Origin of the sequence: Arthrobacter sp. BB-1 (assembly GCF_006151685.1) — a bacterium.
Taxonomy (GTDB): domain Bacteria; phylum Actinomycetota; class Actinomycetes; order Actinomycetales; family Micrococcaceae; genus Arthrobacter.
In genome coordinates this window covers 29,707-45,050 of sequence record NZ_VDEV01000017.1, presented here as the reverse complement: position 1 = coordinate 45,050, position 15,344 = coordinate 29,707, and the positions used below count along the sequence as shown (strand labels likewise).

Annotated in this window: 15 protein-coding genes; 4 read left to right on the top strand and 11 right to left on the bottom strand. The window is 65.7% G+C overall.

What is annotated here, in order from left to right; translation table 11 throughout:
* The 3 genes from rpsA to polA form a co-directional block, all read right to left on the bottom strand.
* Nucleotides 1-1,479, bottom strand: coding sequence for a 30S ribosomal protein S1 (gene rpsA / locus FHJ30_RS09685; protein ID WP_139029088.1), 1,479 nt, complete (start codon nucleotides 1,477-1,479; stop codon nucleotides 1-3).
* A 234-nt stretch (nucleotides 1,480-1,713) separates the two neighbouring features.
* On the bottom strand, nucleotides 1,714-3,012 hold the full coding sequence (locus FHJ30_RS09680; protein WP_139029087.1) for a GNAT family N-acetyltransferase: 1,299 nt from the start codon (nucleotides 3,010-3,012) through the stop codon (nucleotides 1,714-1,716).
* A 50-nt stretch (nucleotides 3,013-3,062) separates the two neighbouring features.
* Nucleotides 3,063-5,747: a DNA polymerase I gene (gene polA, locus FHJ30_RS09675; protein WP_139029130.1), complete on the bottom strand. Its 2,685-nt coding sequence runs from the start codon at nucleotides 5,745-5,747 to the stop codon at nucleotides 3,063-3,065.
* Between the two features lie 193 nt (nucleotides 5,748-5,940).
* Here polA and FHJ30_RS09670 point away from each other — a divergent pair, with 193 nt between their 5' ends.
* Together FHJ30_RS09670 and FHJ30_RS09665 are read left to right on the top strand one after the other, a co-directional pair.
* Nucleotides 5,941-6,417 (top strand): hotdog fold thioesterase, encoded by a 477-nt coding sequence (locus FHJ30_RS09670; RefSeq protein ID WP_139029086.1) that lies wholly within the window; start codon nucleotides 5,941-5,943, stop codon nucleotides 6,415-6,417.
* A gap of 180 nt (nucleotides 6,418-6,597) precedes the next feature.
* Nucleotides 6,598-8,127 carry an HNH endonuclease signature motif containing protein gene (locus FHJ30_RS09665; RefSeq protein ID WP_139029085.1) on the top strand — a complete coding sequence of 510 codons (1,530 nt, stop codon included), beginning with the start codon at nucleotides 6,598-6,600 and terminating at the stop codon, nucleotides 8,125-8,127.
* Between the two features lie 313 nt (nucleotides 8,128-8,440).
* Here the strand turns inward: FHJ30_RS09665 and FHJ30_RS09660 are convergent, their stop codons facing one another.
* The 6 genes from FHJ30_RS09660 to FHJ30_RS09635 all read right to left on the bottom strand — a co-directional run bounded on the left by FHJ30_RS09660 (nucleotide 8,441) and on the right by FHJ30_RS09635 (nucleotide 12,427).
* Nucleotides 8,441-8,995: a dihydrofolate reductase family protein gene (locus tag FHJ30_RS09660; RefSeq protein WP_139029084.1), complete on the bottom strand. Its 555-nt coding sequence runs from the start codon at nucleotides 8,993-8,995 to the stop codon at nucleotides 8,441-8,443.
* Between the two features lie 44 nt (nucleotides 8,996-9,039).
* Nucleotides 9,040-9,261 carry a hypothetical protein gene (locus FHJ30_RS09655; protein WP_139029083.1) on the bottom strand — a complete coding sequence of 74 codons (222 nt, stop codon included), beginning with the start codon at nucleotides 9,259-9,261 and terminating at the stop codon, nucleotides 9,040-9,042.
* Nucleotides 9,258-10,541, bottom strand: coding sequence for an inorganic phosphate transporter (locus tag FHJ30_RS09650; RefSeq protein WP_139029129.1), 1,284 nt, complete (start codon nucleotides 10,539-10,541; stop codon nucleotides 9,258-9,260). The genes FHJ30_RS09655 and FHJ30_RS09650 overlap by 4 nt, the downstream gene beginning before the upstream one ends.
* A 153-nt stretch (nucleotides 10,542-10,694) precedes the next feature.
* On the bottom strand, nucleotides 10,695-11,201 hold the full coding sequence (locus tag FHJ30_RS09645; protein WP_139029082.1) for an HAD domain-containing protein: 507 nt from the start codon (nucleotides 11,199-11,201) through the stop codon (nucleotides 10,695-10,697).
* 20 nt (nucleotides 11,202-11,221) lie between these two features.
* Complete coding sequence (locus FHJ30_RS09640) at nucleotides 11,222-11,905, bottom strand: hypothetical protein (RefSeq protein ID WP_139029081.1); 684 nt, start codon at nucleotides 11,903-11,905, stop codon at nucleotides 11,222-11,224.
* An 87-nt stretch (nucleotides 11,906-11,992) separates the two neighbouring features.
* The gene (locus tag FHJ30_RS09635) at nucleotides 11,993-12,427 is read right to left on the bottom strand and encodes a VOC family protein (RefSeq protein ID WP_139029080.1); all 435 of its coding nucleotides are present in this window, start codon (nucleotides 12,425-12,427) and stop codon (nucleotides 11,993-11,995) included.
* A gap of 128 nt (nucleotides 12,428-12,555) precedes the next feature.
* Between FHJ30_RS09635 and FHJ30_RS09630 the strand changes: the two genes are divergently transcribed.
* Complete coding sequence (locus tag FHJ30_RS09630) at nucleotides 12,556-13,176, top strand: L-threonylcarbamoyladenylate synthase (protein ID WP_139029079.1); 621 nt, start codon at nucleotides 12,556-12,558, stop codon at nucleotides 13,174-13,176.
* Between the two features lie 65 nt (nucleotides 13,177-13,241).
* Here FHJ30_RS09630 and ligD read toward each other — a convergent pair whose 3' ends face one another.
* Complete coding sequence (gene ligD / locus FHJ30_RS09625; RefSeq protein ID WP_139029078.1) at nucleotides 13,242-14,264, bottom strand: non-homologous end-joining DNA ligase; 1,023 nt, start codon at nucleotides 14,262-14,264, stop codon at nucleotides 13,242-13,244.
* A gap of 68 nt (nucleotides 14,265-14,332) precedes the next feature.
* On the opposite strand from ligD, the gene FHJ30_RS09620 reads away from it, so the two are divergent.
* A complete protein-coding gene (locus tag FHJ30_RS09620) occupies nucleotides 14,333-15,010 on the top strand; it encodes an alpha/beta family hydrolase (RefSeq protein ID WP_139029077.1) in 678 nt (225 codons plus the stop codon).
* Between the two features lie 59 nt (nucleotides 15,011-15,069).
* Here FHJ30_RS09620 and FHJ30_RS21345 read toward each other — a convergent pair whose 3' ends face one another.
* Nucleotides 15,070-15,222, bottom strand: coding sequence for a hypothetical protein (locus FHJ30_RS21345; protein WP_171058978.1), 153 nt, complete (start codon nucleotides 15,220-15,222; stop codon nucleotides 15,070-15,072).
* Between the last annotated feature and the right edge of the window lie 122 nt (nucleotides 15,223-15,344).

Below are 15,344 nucleotides of genomic sequence, written 5' to 3'. Positions count from 1 at the left end.
TTAGTTGCCGGTCAGCTTCTCGCGCAGGGCGGCGAGGGCCTCGTCGGAAGCAAGCGTGCCTGCACCGGCGTTGGACTCAGCAGCCGGCTCCGAGGAGTAGCTGGTGGTGCCGGAATCGCTCTCACCGGACGTTGCAGCAGCAGCGTCGTCGGCAGCGTGCTGGGCAACCTGCTTCTTGTGGGCTTCCCAACGGGTCTGGGCGTCAGCGTACTGCTGCTCCCAGGCGGCGCGCTGGTTCTCGTAGCCTTCAAGCCACTCGTTGGACTCGGGATCGAAACCCTCGGGGTACTTGTAGTTGCCCTCTTCGTCGTACTCTGCGGCCATGCCGTACAGAGCGGGATCGAATTCGGTGCTGTCGGCGTCGACGCCCTCGTTGGCCTGCTTGAGGGACAGCGAGATGCGGCGGCGCTCGAGGTCGATGTCGATGACCTTGACGAACAGTTCGTCACCAACGGAGACAACCTGCTCTGCCAGCTCCACGTGGCGGACGGCCAGCTCGGAGATGTGGACCAGGCCTTCGATGCCGTCTTCGACGCGGACGAACGCACCGAACGGAACGAGCTTGGTGACCTTACCCGGAACAACCTGGCCGAGGGCGTGGGTGCGGGCGAAGGTCTGCCACGGGTCTTCCTGCGTAGCCTTGAGCGACAGGGAGACGCGCTCGCGGTCCAGGTCCACCTCGAGAACCTCGACGGTGACTTCCTGGCCAACCTCGACAACCTCGGACGGGTGGTCGATGTGCTTCCAGGACAGCTCGGAAACGTGAACCAGACCGTCTACGCCGCCCAGGTCCACGAAGGCACCGAAGTTGACGATGGAGGAAACGACGCCGGGACGGACCTGGCCCTTTTCCAGCTTGTTGAGGAACGTGGAGCGGACCTCGGACTGGGTCTGCTCGAGCCATGCACGGCGGGACAGGACCACGTTGTTGCGGTTCTTGTCCAGCTCGATGATCTTGGCTTCGATCTGCTGGCCGATGTACGGAGCCAGGTCGCGCACACGGCGCATCTCGACGAGGGATGCGGGCAGGAAGCCGCGCAGGCCGATGTCGAGGATAAGACCACCCTTGACAACCTCGATGACGGTACCGGTGACAACACCGTCTTCTTCCTTGACCTTCTCGATGTCGCCCCAGGCACGCTCGTACTGAGCGCGCTTCTTGGAGAGGATCAGGCGGCCTTCTTTGTCTTCCTTGGTGAGCACCAGGGCTTCGACCTGATCGCCAACGGAGACAACGTCTCCGGGATCAACGTCGTGCTTGATGGAAAGCTCGCGGGAGGGGATGACACCTTCGGTCTTGTAACCGATGTCGAGCAGGACTTCATCGCGGTCGACCTTGACGACTGTACCTTCGACGAGGTCTCCGTCGTTGAAGTACTTGATGGTCGCGTCGACTGCTGCGAGGAAGTCCTCAGCGGTACCGATGTCGTTAATGGCGACTACGGGGGTACCGGGCTTCTCGGTGGAGGTGATGGTCATGTAGTAGGGGCTCCGTTGTGGATAGTTAGTCGGTCAGGCAAACCGGCGCGCCCGCGTTATGGAACGCAGGCGCGATTTGCGGTGAATCCGACGGATCCTCCGGGTCATCCTGATTTTGTGGATTGCTGAGAATATTGAACTGCAAATACGTGCACGTGGTACACGCCCGTTTATTCTAGTCGCTGCCCGCAACACGGGTCAAAAGCGGCCCCGCCTGGAGCAGGTCCGCGGCCCCTAGAAGTGGGTGAGGCAGTGCGTTGCCCGCTCGACGGCGAACATTTGCCGGGCCTTCAGCGCGGAGCCTGCGGTGTGCTCCCGGATTTTGCCCGCTGCTGCCAGCGTGACTGGACTGACCCCGCCGACGTAGATGGAGGACAGGGCCGAGACGTCCAGGGTCAGGTCCGCGTCCGCGGTCCCAGGCAAGCGCTCGACGGCGGCCTCGCCGCCGTCGGCGGAAAGGGCGTAGGTCCCGGCCGTGAGGCCGAGCGGGTCCAGGACCTTCAGTGCCAGGCGGCCTTCCGTGGGGTAGTGCCGCCCGGCCAGCGCGTTGGGGACATCGAGGATGCGCAGCCAGAGCATGTCCCGGCTGTCCGACGAGTCGATGCAGCGGGGGTCGTCCAGGGCCCAGGCCAGCGGATCGTCCAAGGGGGCTTCCGTCCAGGACACACGCTCCACCAGGTCAATGGCGCCCAGGAACTGCCAGAGCTCCAGGTAGGCATCATTGCTGCCGGCCACCAGGTCCACCACTTCCACCGTGTAGGGCTCGGTGTCCCAGCCGAGGAACTTGTAGGAGACATAGCCGTCGATGTTCCCGGCGGGCCCGTAGTGGAGCGCCACCTTGACGGCGGGGTCTTCCTTGCCGTCGCGTCCCAGCGCACCCGATGCAAGCTGCCGGTACCAGTCCTGCCGGCCTATGGACCCTGGGGTCAGCCGGTGCACCCGGCCGAACACCTCCGGAGCCAGCTGCAGCAGCGCCCTGGGGTCGGCCACCTCCACCGTGCCGGTGGCCTGGTGCCGGAGGCTGAACCGGGCAGTGGTGTCCACCTTGACGTTGCGTTCAAAGCTGGCCACGCCGTAGCCGAACCGGCCGTAGATGGTTCCCTCGGAGGCGGTCAGCGCCGCCACCGGCACGCCGTCGTCCTTTGCCAGCTGCAGGTCCTCGCTCATCATGCGCCGCAGCAGGCCGCGGCGCCGGTGCGACGTACGGACGGTAACAGCGGTGACCAGGTGGGCTTCCACCAGGCGCCCGAAGCCCACGTTGAGGGTATTGCGCATTGTGCCGAAAGTGGCCACCGGCACGTCCGCGGGCAACGACGACGGCGCTACCGGGCCCGTTTGGTAGGCGCCGGTAAGCACGCGCTGATCGGCCTCATACGTTTCGAGCGTCTTTGCGACGTGTTCCGGCGTCCGGGTGGATTCGTGGAACCCGAAGGATACGGCGCGGCTCCAGGTTTCCGCCTCGGCGTAACCGTCCTTGCCCTTTGACACCGCGCCGAAGCGCCGGATTTCGTAGTTTCCACTCAGATCAGCCACGCACCTGAGCCTAGCCAAGATCCCCGGCGCCTGGCCAGCATCAACACACGCTAGTGCCCGGCGTCGTACCAGCTGGGGCCGACGCCGATCTGGACCTCCAGCGGGACGCTCAGGTCCGCGGCGGCAGCCATCTGCTCGGTCACCAGCTTCTCTACGGCCTCCCGCTCACCGGTTGCCACTTCGAGCACGAGTTCGTCGTGGACCTGGAGCAGCATCCGTGATTTCAGCCCCTGTGCCTTCAGCTCCGCGTGCACGCCCAGCATGGCGCGCTTGATGATGTCCGCGGCCGAGCCCTGGATGGGGCTGTTCAAGGCGATGCGTTCGGCGTTCTCCCGCAACTGCCTGTCCGTGCTGGTGAGGTCCGGCAGGTACCGGCGCCGTCCCTCGATGGTCGCCGTGTAGCCGTCCACGCGGGCCTGGTCCACCACGCCGCGGAGGTAGTCGCGAACAGCGCCGAAGCGGTCGAAGTAGTCCTTCATCAGGGTGCGTGCCTCGTCCACCGAGATCTCCAGCTGCTTGGACAGGCCGAACGACGTCAGCCCGTAGGCCAGCCCGTAGGACATTGCCTTCACCTTGGAGCGCATGGCGCTGGTGACCTCTTCCGTGGGCACGTGGAAAATGTTCGAGCCGACGAACCGGTGCAGGTCCTCGCCGTCCCTGTATGCCTGGATCAGGCCCTGGTCTCCAGACAGGTGGGCCATGATGCGCATTTCGATCTGGGAGTAGTCGGCGGACAGCAGGCATTCATAGCCCTCCCCCACCACGAAGATCCCGCGGACCCGGCGGCCTTCCTCGCTGCGGATGGGGATGTTCTGCAGGTTGGGGTTGTTGGAGGAGATCCGGCCCGTGGCTGCCACATTCTGGGCATAGGTGGTGTGGATACGGCCGTCCTCGGCCACGGACTTCTTGAGCGATTCCAGCATCTGGCTCAGCTTGGCGGCCTCGCGGTGTGCCATCAGCTGCACCAGGAATTCGTGGCCCGTCTTTTCCAGGAGGTTCTTCAGCGATGCGGCATCCGTGGTGTAGCCGGACTTGATCTTCTTGGTCTTGGGCAGCTGGAGTTCGTCGAACAGCACGGTCTGCAGCTGTTTCGGCGAACCCAGGTTAACCTCGTGGCCGATCGCCGCAAACGCCTGTTCCTGCGCGTGGTCGATCACCCGGGCAAGGTCGGCGAGCTGATCGTCCAACCTGGCCATATCGATGCCGATGCCGGCGAGTTCCATGTCCGCCAGGACGCGGCTGACCGGCAGTTCAAGGGTGGACAGCAGTTCCTCGGCCCGGCGCTCCTTCAGCTCCCCCTCGAAGTAGCCGCTGAGGGCAAGGACGACGGCGGCCGCCTGGACCAGGGCGTCGGCGGCGGCATCGTCCTCCCCGTCGAAGGAGAGCTCCAGCTGCCCTGCCTTGGCCGTGGCGGCAGGGATCCCCACGTTGAGGTGGTGCTGGGCAAGCTCGGCGAGCTCGTAGGTGCGCCGGTCCGGCTGGATGAGGTAGCCGGAGATGGAGGTGTCATCCACCACGCCTTCCAACTCCAGTCCACGGGACGTCAGGGCTTTCAGGGCGGCCTTGAAGCCGTGCAGGACCTTCGGCGATTCCGGGTCCCGCAGCCAGCTGGCCAGGACGTTTTCCGATTCGGCGTCCTGGTTCGACAGGTCGATATAGGCGGCGGCACCGTCCCGGACAATGGCCAGCGCGGCGGCGTCCTCGCCGATCCGACCCGGGACAAGGTCGACGGCGACGGCGGAGCGCTGCCCCGCTCCGCCGTCGAGGAACGCTGACAACTCCGCGGCATTTGCCGGCACGGCGTACTCCGGCGTGTCGATGCTTTCCCGGTCCGCAGCTGGCTTGTCCTCGTCTCCGTAGAGCGCGAAGAGCCGGCTGCGGATGGTCTTGAACTCGAGCTTGTCGAACAGGTCCTCGAGGGCGGCCTGGTCCGGCCGCGGCTGATACAGGTCGTCCAGCGTGACAGGAAGCTCAAGGTCCGTGTGCAGCTGGTTCAGGCGGCGGTTCCGCTTGACGGCGTCGACGTTTTCGCGCAGCGCATCGCCCACCTTTCCGCCGATGGAATCCAGGTGCTCCAGGACGCCTTCGAGTCCGCCGTAAAGATTGATCCACTTGGCCGCCGTCTTGGGCCCGACGCCGGGCACGCCCGGGAGGTTGTCCGCAGTTTCGCCCACCAGCGCCGCGAGATCCGAGTACCGGCTGGGGCTGACGAAGTATTTTGCCTCGATGGCGGCGGCGTCCATCCGCGGGATGTCGCTGACGCCCTTCCTGGGGTACAGCACAAAAACGTTGTCGGTGATGAGCTGGAACGCGTCCCTGTCACCTGACACGAGCAGCACCTCGAACCCGGCTTTTTCACCCATTGCCGCGAGGGTGGCAAGAATGTCATCAGCTTCGTAGCCGGGCATGGTGATGGTCTTGATGCCCCAGGCCTGCATGACCTGCGCAATGAGGTCGATCTGGTTGTTCATCTCCCGGGGCGTCTCGTTCCGGCCGCCCTTGTATTCGCTGTACTCAGTCTTGCGGTGGGTGGACTCATCCGAGACGTCGAAGGCCACCGCGATGTGGGTGGGCTGCTGCTCCTTGATGAGGTTGATCAGCATGGAGGTGAAGCCGTGAATCGCGTTGGTGTGCTGCCCGTTGGTGGTTGAGAACTTGTCCGCGGGCAGCGCAAAAAACGCGCGGAAGGCCATGGAATGTCCGTCCAGCACCAAAAGCCGCGGCTGGTCCGTCATGGGTACTACGGGGGCCACTGTTGCTGAAACCGAGCCACCTGCCTGCGCCGGAAGCTTGTCCTGGCCTGCGCCTTCCCCATCTGCAGCGTCCTCAAGGGGGGTGGAGCCCTGCGGTGCTTTGTCCTTCTGCAGGGTTTGGGACGGGAAAGGGGCCGGTTTGGTTGTTTCACTCACAGGTGCCAGCCTAGTTGCCATGATGGACAATTTCACGCCCGGCCCTTTCGCCGGGGAGCTTGCCGCCGCCGGGATCCCTGAGCACCTGCACGGTTGGCTGGGCCGGTTCGGGATCGGCGCCCTGGTGGTGAAAATGGGGATTCACTTCCTGGAGATGAGCCCCGAGCGGAGCGTTGCCACCATGCCCGTGGAGGGCAATACCCAGGTAGCCGGAATCCTCCATGGCGGCGCCCACGTGGTGCTTGCCGAGACTCTAGGTTCCTTTGCTTCGGGCATGCATGCGGGACCGGACCGCCACGCCGTCGGCATCGAGGTCAATGCCACGCACCACCGCTCCATCGCCGCGGGCACTGTGACTGGAACATGCACCGCCATCCACTTGGGCAGGACCTTGGCGACCCACGAAATTGTGATCACGGACGAGCAGGGCCGCAGGCTGTCCACGGCCCGCATCACGAACATGATCCGGGACAACGCCCCGGCTCGGCAGGACTAGCCGCGCCGGCTCGACAGGACTGGCCGCGGCTCCTTCAGCACCCCGCGAGATGGACTAAAAGGGCAACCCCGGCACCGGCGTTTGCCATCAAATGCCATCTCGCGTGGGAGCGGCCATACACACCTGGTCTGGGCGGAGCCCTCGCGTCAAAATGTCAGACCCCCTAGTCATGATGGGTTTATGGGGAAAGCGGCGGTGGCGAAGGCGTTTGAGGACATCAACGCGGCTGTTGCTGTGCTCAGGGCGGAGGCGGTTGGGTGCGGTTCGGAGCCGTTTTCGGCAGCTGATCCGTTGGCCGGGCTGGCTGATGGGTGCCTGGAGATCCTTGCCGGAGCCGCCGGGGTCCAGGCCCGGATAGCGGGTCTGGTGGCCAACGCTGCGGGGACGTACGCCGGTACCGCCCGTGCGGCCGCTCCGCCGGACGCCCCGGTGCAAGCACAGGAAATGGCAATCGCAGCCGAGATCAGCTGTGTCATGGCCATCGGGGACCGGGCCGCTGGCGCCCTGCTGGCCCGGTCCCACGCCCTGACCACCACCCTGCCCCGCACCCTCGCAGCCCTGCACAACGGAACAATCTCCTGGCAGCACGCCACAGTCATGGTGGACGAGGCCGCAACCCTTCACCCCGCCGGCGCCGCCGCCCTGGAAGCCTACTTCCTGGACCCGCGCACACCACAACCGGGCACGGCCGCCGCCATTGGCCAGATGCCGGCGTACCGGTTCCGCGCCAAAGCCCGGACATGGCGGGAACGCCACCACGCCGAATCCATCGAGAAGCGGCACGCCAAGGGTGTGGCTGACCGGCGGGTCGAATACCGGCCGGACCAGGACGGCATGGCCTGGCTCTCCGCCTACCTGCCCGCCCACCACGCCACAGCGGCCTGGAACCGGCTCACCGCCATCTCCCGCAGAAGGCAGGGACCGGACGAGGCCCGCACCCTGACCCAGCTCCGGGCCGACACCTTCGCCGAAGCACTTCTCACCAGCGGGAACAGCCGGAGGAACGGGCCAAACGGTGACGGGCACGGCGCCGGGTGCGGCGACGGGCACGACGCGGGCGGTTCCGGGGGCGGTTCCGGGGGCGGGGAGGCGTCAGGTCCGGGCCCGTCGTCTTCGATTCGGCCGCAGGTGCTGGTCACCGTGCCCGTGTTCTCCCTGATCGGCCTCACGGACGAGCCCGCAGTGCTGGACGGGCACGGCCCCATCCCGGCCTCCATGGCACGGGACCTCGTCGCCGGCGGAGCGGACTCGTTCCACCGGGTACTCGTTGACCCGCGGGACGGAGCACCCCTGGAAATCGGCCGCACCAGCTACCGGGTAACCAAGGCGATGCGGACCTGGCTCAGGCTCAGGGACGGAAAATGCCCCTTCCCCGGCTGCAGCAACAGCTCCCTGGACAACGAAGCCGACCACCTCCTCGCCTGGCACCAAGGCGGCACCACCGGAATCAGCAACCTGGGCCAGCCCTGCCCAAAACACCACAAGCTCCGCCACACCAGCGGCTGGAAACCCACCCCCGCCACCACAACAAAACCACCCGGCTGGACCTCACCCACCGGCCGCCACTACACAAGCGAACACCAAGACTGGGAACCACCCCACTGGCCCCGGCAACTGGAGCCCGTCACCGGCCGGCCGCCGGACTACGCCTACACCAGGCTCTCCCCAGGAGAAGACGCCCTGACGCGCATCCTGCGCGCCCACGGCTAACAGCACAGCAAGCCGCCGCAGGGCCATTCCCGCGATCGATGAATGCGCGCATGATGATCCCAGCCGGGTCCGTTGGCCGATGCGGAGCGAACCTCTGCGCGGGTTCATTTCCCCGCCGCTCCCTGAAGTCAGCGGTTAGAGTCCGCAGATCGCGGCAGCGGCCCCAGGCTCAGCTGGCAGGTTTCGGTGCGGCGGTCGTTCAGGAGGCGGCCACTCCGTTCAGGAGGCGGCGTCCGTTCAGGAAGCGGCGTCCGTTCAGGAACCCGCCACTCCGTTCAGGAAGCGGGCACTCCGTTCAGGAAGCGGCGTCCGTTCAGGAGGCGGCGTGTCCGTTCAGAAGGTACCGCAGCTCCACGATTCCCCGGCCCATGGTGCGGGAGGCTGCCAACTCGAGCGGCGGCGTCGGGCCTGCCAGCGGAAGAAGCCGCTTGCCGTCCCCCAGCACCACCGGAATGACGGAAAGGATCAACTCGTCGAGCAGCCCGGCTGAGGCGAACTGGGCGGCAAGGTTCCCGCCGCCCACCACCCAGATGTTCTTCCCGCCTGCGGCCTGTTCGAGGTCCGGGAGGAACTCGGTGATTTCGCCGCGGACGAAGGTGGTGTTGGAACCTGCCGGAGCCGTGTACTCATGGTGAGTGAACACGTAGGAGGGTGTGCCCTGGTACGGCCAGTTGCCGGGCTCGTGCTCCAGCAACCAGGCGTAGGTGCCGCCGCCCATGACGATGCAGCCAACATCCGCCATGAACGTCTCGTAGCTTTCCTTGCCGCCCTCAAAACCGTCGAACTGCAAAAGCCAGCCCAGGTCATCAGTGGGCGTGGCAATAAAGCCGTCCAGGGACGCGGCGACGTAGTACTGGATGCGTGGCATGGAGCAAGCCTAGCCAACGGCACCAGCACCTGCCAGAGGCGGGATCAGCCGGAAAAGTACGGAATGATCAGGTACAGCCCGAAGAGCACTGCCAGGCCGCACAGGCCGAAGCAGATGTAGGCGAAGGTGCGCTTGATGCCCGGGGACATCTGCTGCGGATCACCGGCGATGGCCGTCAGCCTGACTCCGAGGGAGTAGAGGACAACCACGGTCACGGCCGCCGCCAGGGTGGCCCCGGCTACGGTCAGCAGTTCCAGCCACTTCATCGTTGGGCATCCTTCGTGTTGATGGCGTCGGCTTCCGCCTGCGTGCCGGCTTCGGTCTTCTTGTTGGCCTCGGCGTCTGCCTTGGACTTGGCGTGCGCGCGGGCCCGTGCCAGGGCCTTCTTCTTGGCAAACCGGACGGCCTGTCCGGCTTCCTCCACCTCGATGGCGTTGTGGTGGCCGACGGCGGATTTGCGTGAATAGAAGAACATGAACAGCACAGCGGAGGTGCCGGCAACGGCGGCAATCAACACGCCCACCACGCCCGTCTTGACCAGCAAGGCAGTCAGGGCGCCCACAATTCCTGCGGCGGGAAGAGTGAAGAGCCAGCCGAGGGCGATCTTGCCCACCATGTTCCACCGAACGCTGGTCCCCTTGCGGCCCATGCCCGAGCCGATGACGGAACCCGAGGCAACCTGGGTGGTGGAGAGCGCAAAGCCCAGGTGTGAGGACGCAAGGATGGCGGAAGCGGTGCTGGTTTCGGCCGCGAAGCCCTGGGCAGGCTTCACCTCGGTTAGGCCGGCCCCCATGGTGCGGATGATGCGCCACCCGCCGGCGTATGTGCCCACGGCGATGGCCAGGGCACAGGCCGCGATAACCCAGAGCTGGGGCCCCGAGCCGGCCTCCTGGGTTCCGGCGGCAATCAGGACCAGCGTGATGATGCCCATGGTCTTCTGGGCGTCGTTGGTGCCGTGGGCCAGCGCAACCAGGCTGGACGTGAAGATCTGGCCGGTCCGGAAGCCGCCGCGCTTCTGCGTGAGCTTGCTCCCGGTCTCGGGATCGTGGCGCGAGGTCAGCGCGTAGGCAAGGCGTGTGCAGATGTAGGCGACGATGCCGGCAATCAGCGGTGCGAAGATCGCCGGAAGAATGACCTTCTGGAGGAGGCCTTCAAGGTTGATGGAGTTGAAGCCGATGCCGGCGATGGCGGCACCGATAAGGCCGCCGAACAAGGCATGCGACGAACTCGACGGAAGGCCCTTGAGCCAGGTGATCATGTTCCAGAGGATGGCACCCATCAGGCCGGCGAAGATAATCTCCGGGGTGATCTGGATGCCGTCCGACCCCTCACGGATGATTCCGCCGGACACCGTCTTGGCCACCTCAGTGGAAAGGAATGCACCCACGAGGTTCAGGATGGCCGCCAGCGTCACAGCGGTTTTTGGCTTGATGGCGCCAGTCGCAATGGGCGTAGCCATGGCATTCGCGGTGTCATGGAAGCCGTTAGTGAAATCGAAAAATAGTGCCAGTGCGATGACCAGCGCCACCATGAAGGTGATATCCACCTGTTGCCCAATCTGCAGAGTCGACGTCAAGCAGTTTCTTTTCCCCCGGCCGCCCTACCCAGTTAATTCACCAGCTGTTCGCTTGGAATGACTGGCGGCGTTAACCTGGCCCGGCGTGAAACCCTATCGATCGTACGCGTACCCAACATCAGGTCAAAACAACGGCCGTTCGAGAAACGTCCGTACCCGCTCCAGCTCCCCGGGCGAGATGCCTCGCCTGGGATCGGGAGAAACGGCCAGGATGCGCCGGCCGAGGAACCTGGCCCAGGACTGGGCCTCCGCCTCGAACGCCAGCTGGTCATCGACCCAGGCGACGCCCTCAGGGCTGGCGGCTTCCACGTCATCCTGGATGGCACGAAGCTTCCACCAGCCTGCTCCGGCGCCCGTCCCGGCCGAAGTCAGGTAGGGCCACTGAGCCCCATTCAGTCCAATGGCCGGACACAGGTACTGCGGGGCAAGTTCCTCCCAACTGGTCAGCCAGACACAGCGCACCCCCGCCATCGCGGCGATGCCGTTCAGCCCGTCCACCAGTTCCGGCGCGTAGGCCACGGGCAGGAGTCCCGCATCGGCGTACTTCCAGCTGGATCCCCAACCGCTGTGTCCGTCCGGCCCGAACGGGCAGACGACGCCGTCAACGTCGAGATAGAGCGTGCGGGTCATGCCCGGTCCAAACCGGAAACCTAGCTTTGCCGGACGTCCGGTTGGCGGCCGGCGCCCAGCCCGGGCATGATCCGCTCCTCGAGGGCAGCCAGCGCGGCATCTGGCAGCACGATCAGTCCGTCCAGCTCGCGGCGTGCCCGCTTGTACGCGGCCTGCCGTTCGGCCGGTGTGGCGGCGTGGTCCCCGGCAATCCTGAGCAATTGCCTGGCAGTGGAAAGCCGTTCCCGCTCCCGCCCGCTGAACCTGCCGTCCTTGATCCGCCGGGCCTCCCTCTCTGCCACGTCCAGGGCCACCGCGAAGGTGTTGACGGCCTGCCTGTAGGACTCCAGGCGCGACGGCGAGGTGATCTCCTGTGCCGAGGCGGGGCGCTGGCCGTCGGCTTCCCGTTTCGCGCGAAGGAAGGCCACCGTGAGCGGTTCCCGGACATCGGTCATGAGGGGAAAGTCGATGAGCTTGCCGACATCCAGTTCGTAGTCGAGCCAGCGCTTGTTGACGGCGTCATGGGTGGCCCTTAGGGCTTCCACCTCCGCCGCCGATGCCCGCTCAGCTTCCCGTGCCTCGTTCTTGAGCTTGTAGAGTTCCACCCTTCGCTGATGCCGCCGTTCCCCGGCTTTGCGCCAGGAATTGGCCCAGTGCCCGGTCAGGGCAGTCAACGGAAAGACGAGCCACCATTTATCGGACAGGAACTCAAGGACTGACTCCACGCGTACATCCTCGCACCGGCCCGCATTCCGCTCAAGAACCGGCGGGAGGACGTACCGCCGGCTTCGCGGCAGCGGGGACGAACCGGCTTAGGGTGCTCCGGTGACGCCCTGGGGGCTGTTGACGTTGACCAGCCAGGCCACACCGAACCGGTCGGTGCACATCCCGAAGATGTCTCCCCAGGGCGCCTGTTCCATCGGAACGGTCACGGTTCCGCCGTCGCCGCTGAGTTTCTCGTAGTACCCCCGCAGTTCCGCTTCATCGTCGCCGCTGAGGGAGATCGAGATGGATGACCCGGGGGTGTACCCCATGCTGTTCGGCGTGTCCGCCCCCATCAGCACCATCCCCTGGGTGGTGGTCAGCATGCCGTGCATGATCTTGTCCGACTCGGCTGGGTCGTCGCTGGCCTGGAACTCCCCGAAAGTGCTCAGGGCCAGATCGCCGCCGAAAACGGACTGGTAGAAGGTCATCGCCTCGCGGGCGTTGTCGCGGAAGCTGATGTAGGGGTTGAGGGTGGTCGGCATGGTGGATCTCCTTGAGTGGGGACGGAACATGGTGGAACCAGACAACATCCTGCCTCAAACGAACGGCGGGTGGTAGGGGATGCCGGCCGGTAGTGCGCGAGGGCCGGCCGGGCCGTAGGCTCAGGGTCATGGCCAGATACTTTGACGTTCACCCCCAGGACCCCCAGCCCCGCGCCATCAGCCAGGCAGTCAAGATAGTGCTCGACGGCGGGCTGATCGCCTATCCCACGGATTCCTGCTATGCGCTGGGCGCGCAGATAGGCAACAGGGATGCCCTGGACCGGATCAGGAGCATCCGCCGGCTGGATGACAAGCACCACTTCACGCTGGTCTGCCGGGATTTCGCCCAGCTGGGCCAGTTTGTGCACATCGGGAACGATGTCTTTCGCACCATCAAGGCCGTCACCCCGGGCGGCTACACCTTCATCCTTCCGGCCACCAAGGAAGTCCCGAAGCGCCTGCTGCATCCCAAGAAGAAGACTGTTGGCGTCAGAATCCCGGACAACCGGGTGGTTCAGGCCTTGCTCGCGGAACTCGGTGAGCCATTGCTTTCAAGCACCCTGCTGCTGCCGGACGAGGAGGATCCGATGACCCAGGGATGGGAGATCAAGGAGCGCCTGGACCATCAGGTGGACGCTGTGATTGACGCGGGCGACTGCGGATCAGAACCCACCACGGTGGTGGACTTTTCCAGCGGCGTGGCGGAGGTTGTCCGGCGCGGCACCGGTGATCCTTCCCGGTTCGAATAGCTGCCGCAAGGAGCTATTGGGATAAGGGCTGCTGGCGACGGCGGCCCTTGCCTTCCGTTTTTCGGCTACTCCTGCTTCCGCGCCCGGCTTGGCTGGACCCTGGGCGGCTCGCCCGGCATCTTTGGGTAGTCCGGCGGAAAGGGAAGCTCGCCCAGCCCGGCCTTGAGGTCCCGCTCCCACCACCCGAGCAGCGTGTCGATGGTTCCGGGGTTCCTGCCCATGTCCGCCCACGGGTCGCCGATCGTCTTGAGCCGGTCCGGGACGGTGAGGATGGTGAAGTCCTTGGGATCCACGCCGGCCAGTTCATCCCAGGCGATGGGGCAGGACACCGGGGCGTGCGGCAGCGGCCGCGGGCTGTAAGCGCCGGCGATGGTGCGGTCCCGGTTGGCCTGGTTGAAGTCCACGAATACGCGCTCGCCCCGTTCTTCCTTCCACCAGGCGGTGGTGACCTTATCCGGCATCCGGCGCTCCAGTTCGCGCGCCGCCGCTATGACAGCGTGCCGGACGTCAAGGAATTCCCGGGTGGGCTCTACGGGCGCGTAGACATGCAGCCCGCGGTTTCCCGAGGTCTTGATGAAGCAGTCAAGGCCAGCCTCAGCCAGGACCTCCTTCAACGCGATCGCGGCAGGGATGGCGTCGTCGAAATCAGTTCCCGGCTGGGGGTCGAGGTCGATGCGCAGCTGGTCGGGGTTGTCAGTGTTGTCTGCCCGGGAAGGCCAAGGGTGGAAAACGATGGTGTTCATCTGCACCGCCCAGACGGCGGCCGCGGGTTCGTCCAGGATGAGCATGGGATGGGAGCGCGCGCTGGGGAAAACTACCTTGGTGGACCGGACGAACTCCGGCGCGCCCTTCGGCGGGTTCTTGGAGAAGAACATCTCGCCGTCGATGGTGCCCGAGAACCGCTGCAGGGCAACGGGCCTGCCGCCGTTGGCCGCGATGAACGCTTCCCCAACATCGCAGATGTACCGCGCCAGGTCGAGTTTGGTGATCCCCGGCTCTGGCCAAATGACCCTGCTGGGGCTGGAGATGCGCATTTCGCGCTCACCGTTCGGACCCTGGACTGTGAGGGTGGTCTGTTCGCTCGCCATGGGGACAACGTACACCCCTGCCACAGGAGGCCGGCAGATTTGGGCGGCCCGTCCGGCATGATGGACGCATGTCAGCTTCTGAAACCGACCTCCGCATCCCGGTGGGTGAAGTTATGGTCTCCGGTGCCTACGCCCGCCCCGAAAGCCCGTCCGCCACGGTGGTGGTGGCCCACGGTGCCGGCGCAGGCATGGAGCATCCCTTCCTGCGCGGATTCACGGACGCACTGAACTCCCTGGGCCTGGCAACCCTCCGCTTCAACTTCCCCTACCGGGAAGCCGGCAGGAAGTTCCCGGACCGCCCACCGGTGGCCATCGCAACCTGGCGGGCAGCCATGGGGGCGGCGGCGGGCCAGGCGGCGGAACACGGCGACACCGGCACCCCGTGGGCGGCGGGCAAGTCCTTCGGCGGTCGGATGGCCTCGATGGCCGTGGCGGAGGGGATGGAAGCCGCAGGACTGGTCTACCTGGGGTACCCCCTCCATCCGCCGGGAAAGCCGGACAAAGTGCGGGACGAACACCTGTATGGCATCACGTCACCCATGCTCTTCCTGCAGGGCAGCCGGGATACCTTCGCCACCCCCGGAATCCTTGAGGACGTGGTGCGGCGGATCGGACCGTCAGCAGTCCTGCAGTGGGTGGAGGGCGGCGACCATTCGTTTGCGGTAGCCGGCGCCAAGCGTTCGGCCGCGGAAGTGGGCGCATCCCTGGCGGAGCCCGTGGCTGGCTTCATCCGCACCTCCAGCTGATCCGGAGCGGCAACTCATCCTGGCCCTCCCAAAGGCTGGCCCTGGGCGATGCCCTGCTCTCAGGCGGCTTCCTCGTGCCACCAGCCCTCCCAGGCTGCAGAACTGAGCTGGCCTTCGGGGAATTCGGTGTGTCCGCTGCCGCCGCCGTGTGAACGGCTGTCATCACTGCGCCGGCCGTCGAGCAAGAGGTTAAGGCTGTTGAAGAGAAACATCTTTACGTCCTTCCGTGTCCTATGAGGACACCGCTGTCCAAGTGGAAACGAGCCTATGCGGTGCATGTTTCAGCGCGTCGACGGTAAGTAACGGGTGTGTATCGGAGATCTCACGCGGCTCC

Coding starts and splice junctions, on each gene's coding strand:
- rpsA (WP_139029088.1), bottom strand. CDS start 1,479: ATGACCATCACCTCCACCGAGAAGCCCGGTACCCCCGTAGTCGCCATT.
- polA (WP_139029130.1), bottom strand. CDS start 5,747: ATGACGGACCAGCCGCGGCTTTTGGTGCTGGACGGACATTCCATGGCC.
- FHJ30_RS09670 (WP_139029086.1), top strand. CDS start 5,941: ATGATGGACAATTTCACGCCCGGCCCTTTCGCCGGGGAGCTTGCCGCC.
- FHJ30_RS09665 (WP_139029085.1), top strand. CDS start 6,598: ATGGGGAAAGCGGCGGTGGCGAAGGCGTTTGAGGACATCAACGCGGCT.
- FHJ30_RS09660 (WP_139029084.1), bottom strand. CDS start 8,995: ATGCCACGCATCCAGTACTACGTCGCCGCGTCCCTGGACGGCTTTATT.
- FHJ30_RS09655 (WP_139029083.1), bottom strand. CDS start 9,261: ATGAAGTGGCTGGAACTGCTGACCGTAGCCGGGGCCACCCTGGCGGCG.
- FHJ30_RS09645 (WP_139029082.1), bottom strand. CDS start 11,201: ATGACCCGCACGCTCTATCTCGACGTTGACGGCGTCGTCTGCCCGTTC.
- FHJ30_RS09635 (WP_139029080.1), bottom strand. CDS start 12,427: ATGCCGACCACCCTCAACCCCTACATCAGCTTCCGCGACAACGCCCGC.
- FHJ30_RS09630 (WP_139029079.1), top strand. CDS start 12,556: ATGGCCAGATACTTTGACGTTCACCCCCAGGACCCCCAGCCCCGCGCC.
- ligD (WP_139029078.1), bottom strand. CDS start 14,264: ATGGCGAGCGAACAGACCACCCTCACAGTCCAGGGTCCGAACGGTGAG.
- FHJ30_RS09620 (WP_139029077.1), top strand. CDS start 14,333: ATGTCAGCTTCTGAAACCGACCTCCGCATCCCGGTGGGTGAAGTTATG.
- FHJ30_RS21345 (WP_171058978.1), bottom strand. CDS start 15,222: ATGTTTCTCTTCAACAGCCTTAACCTCTTGCTCGACGGCCGGCGCAGT.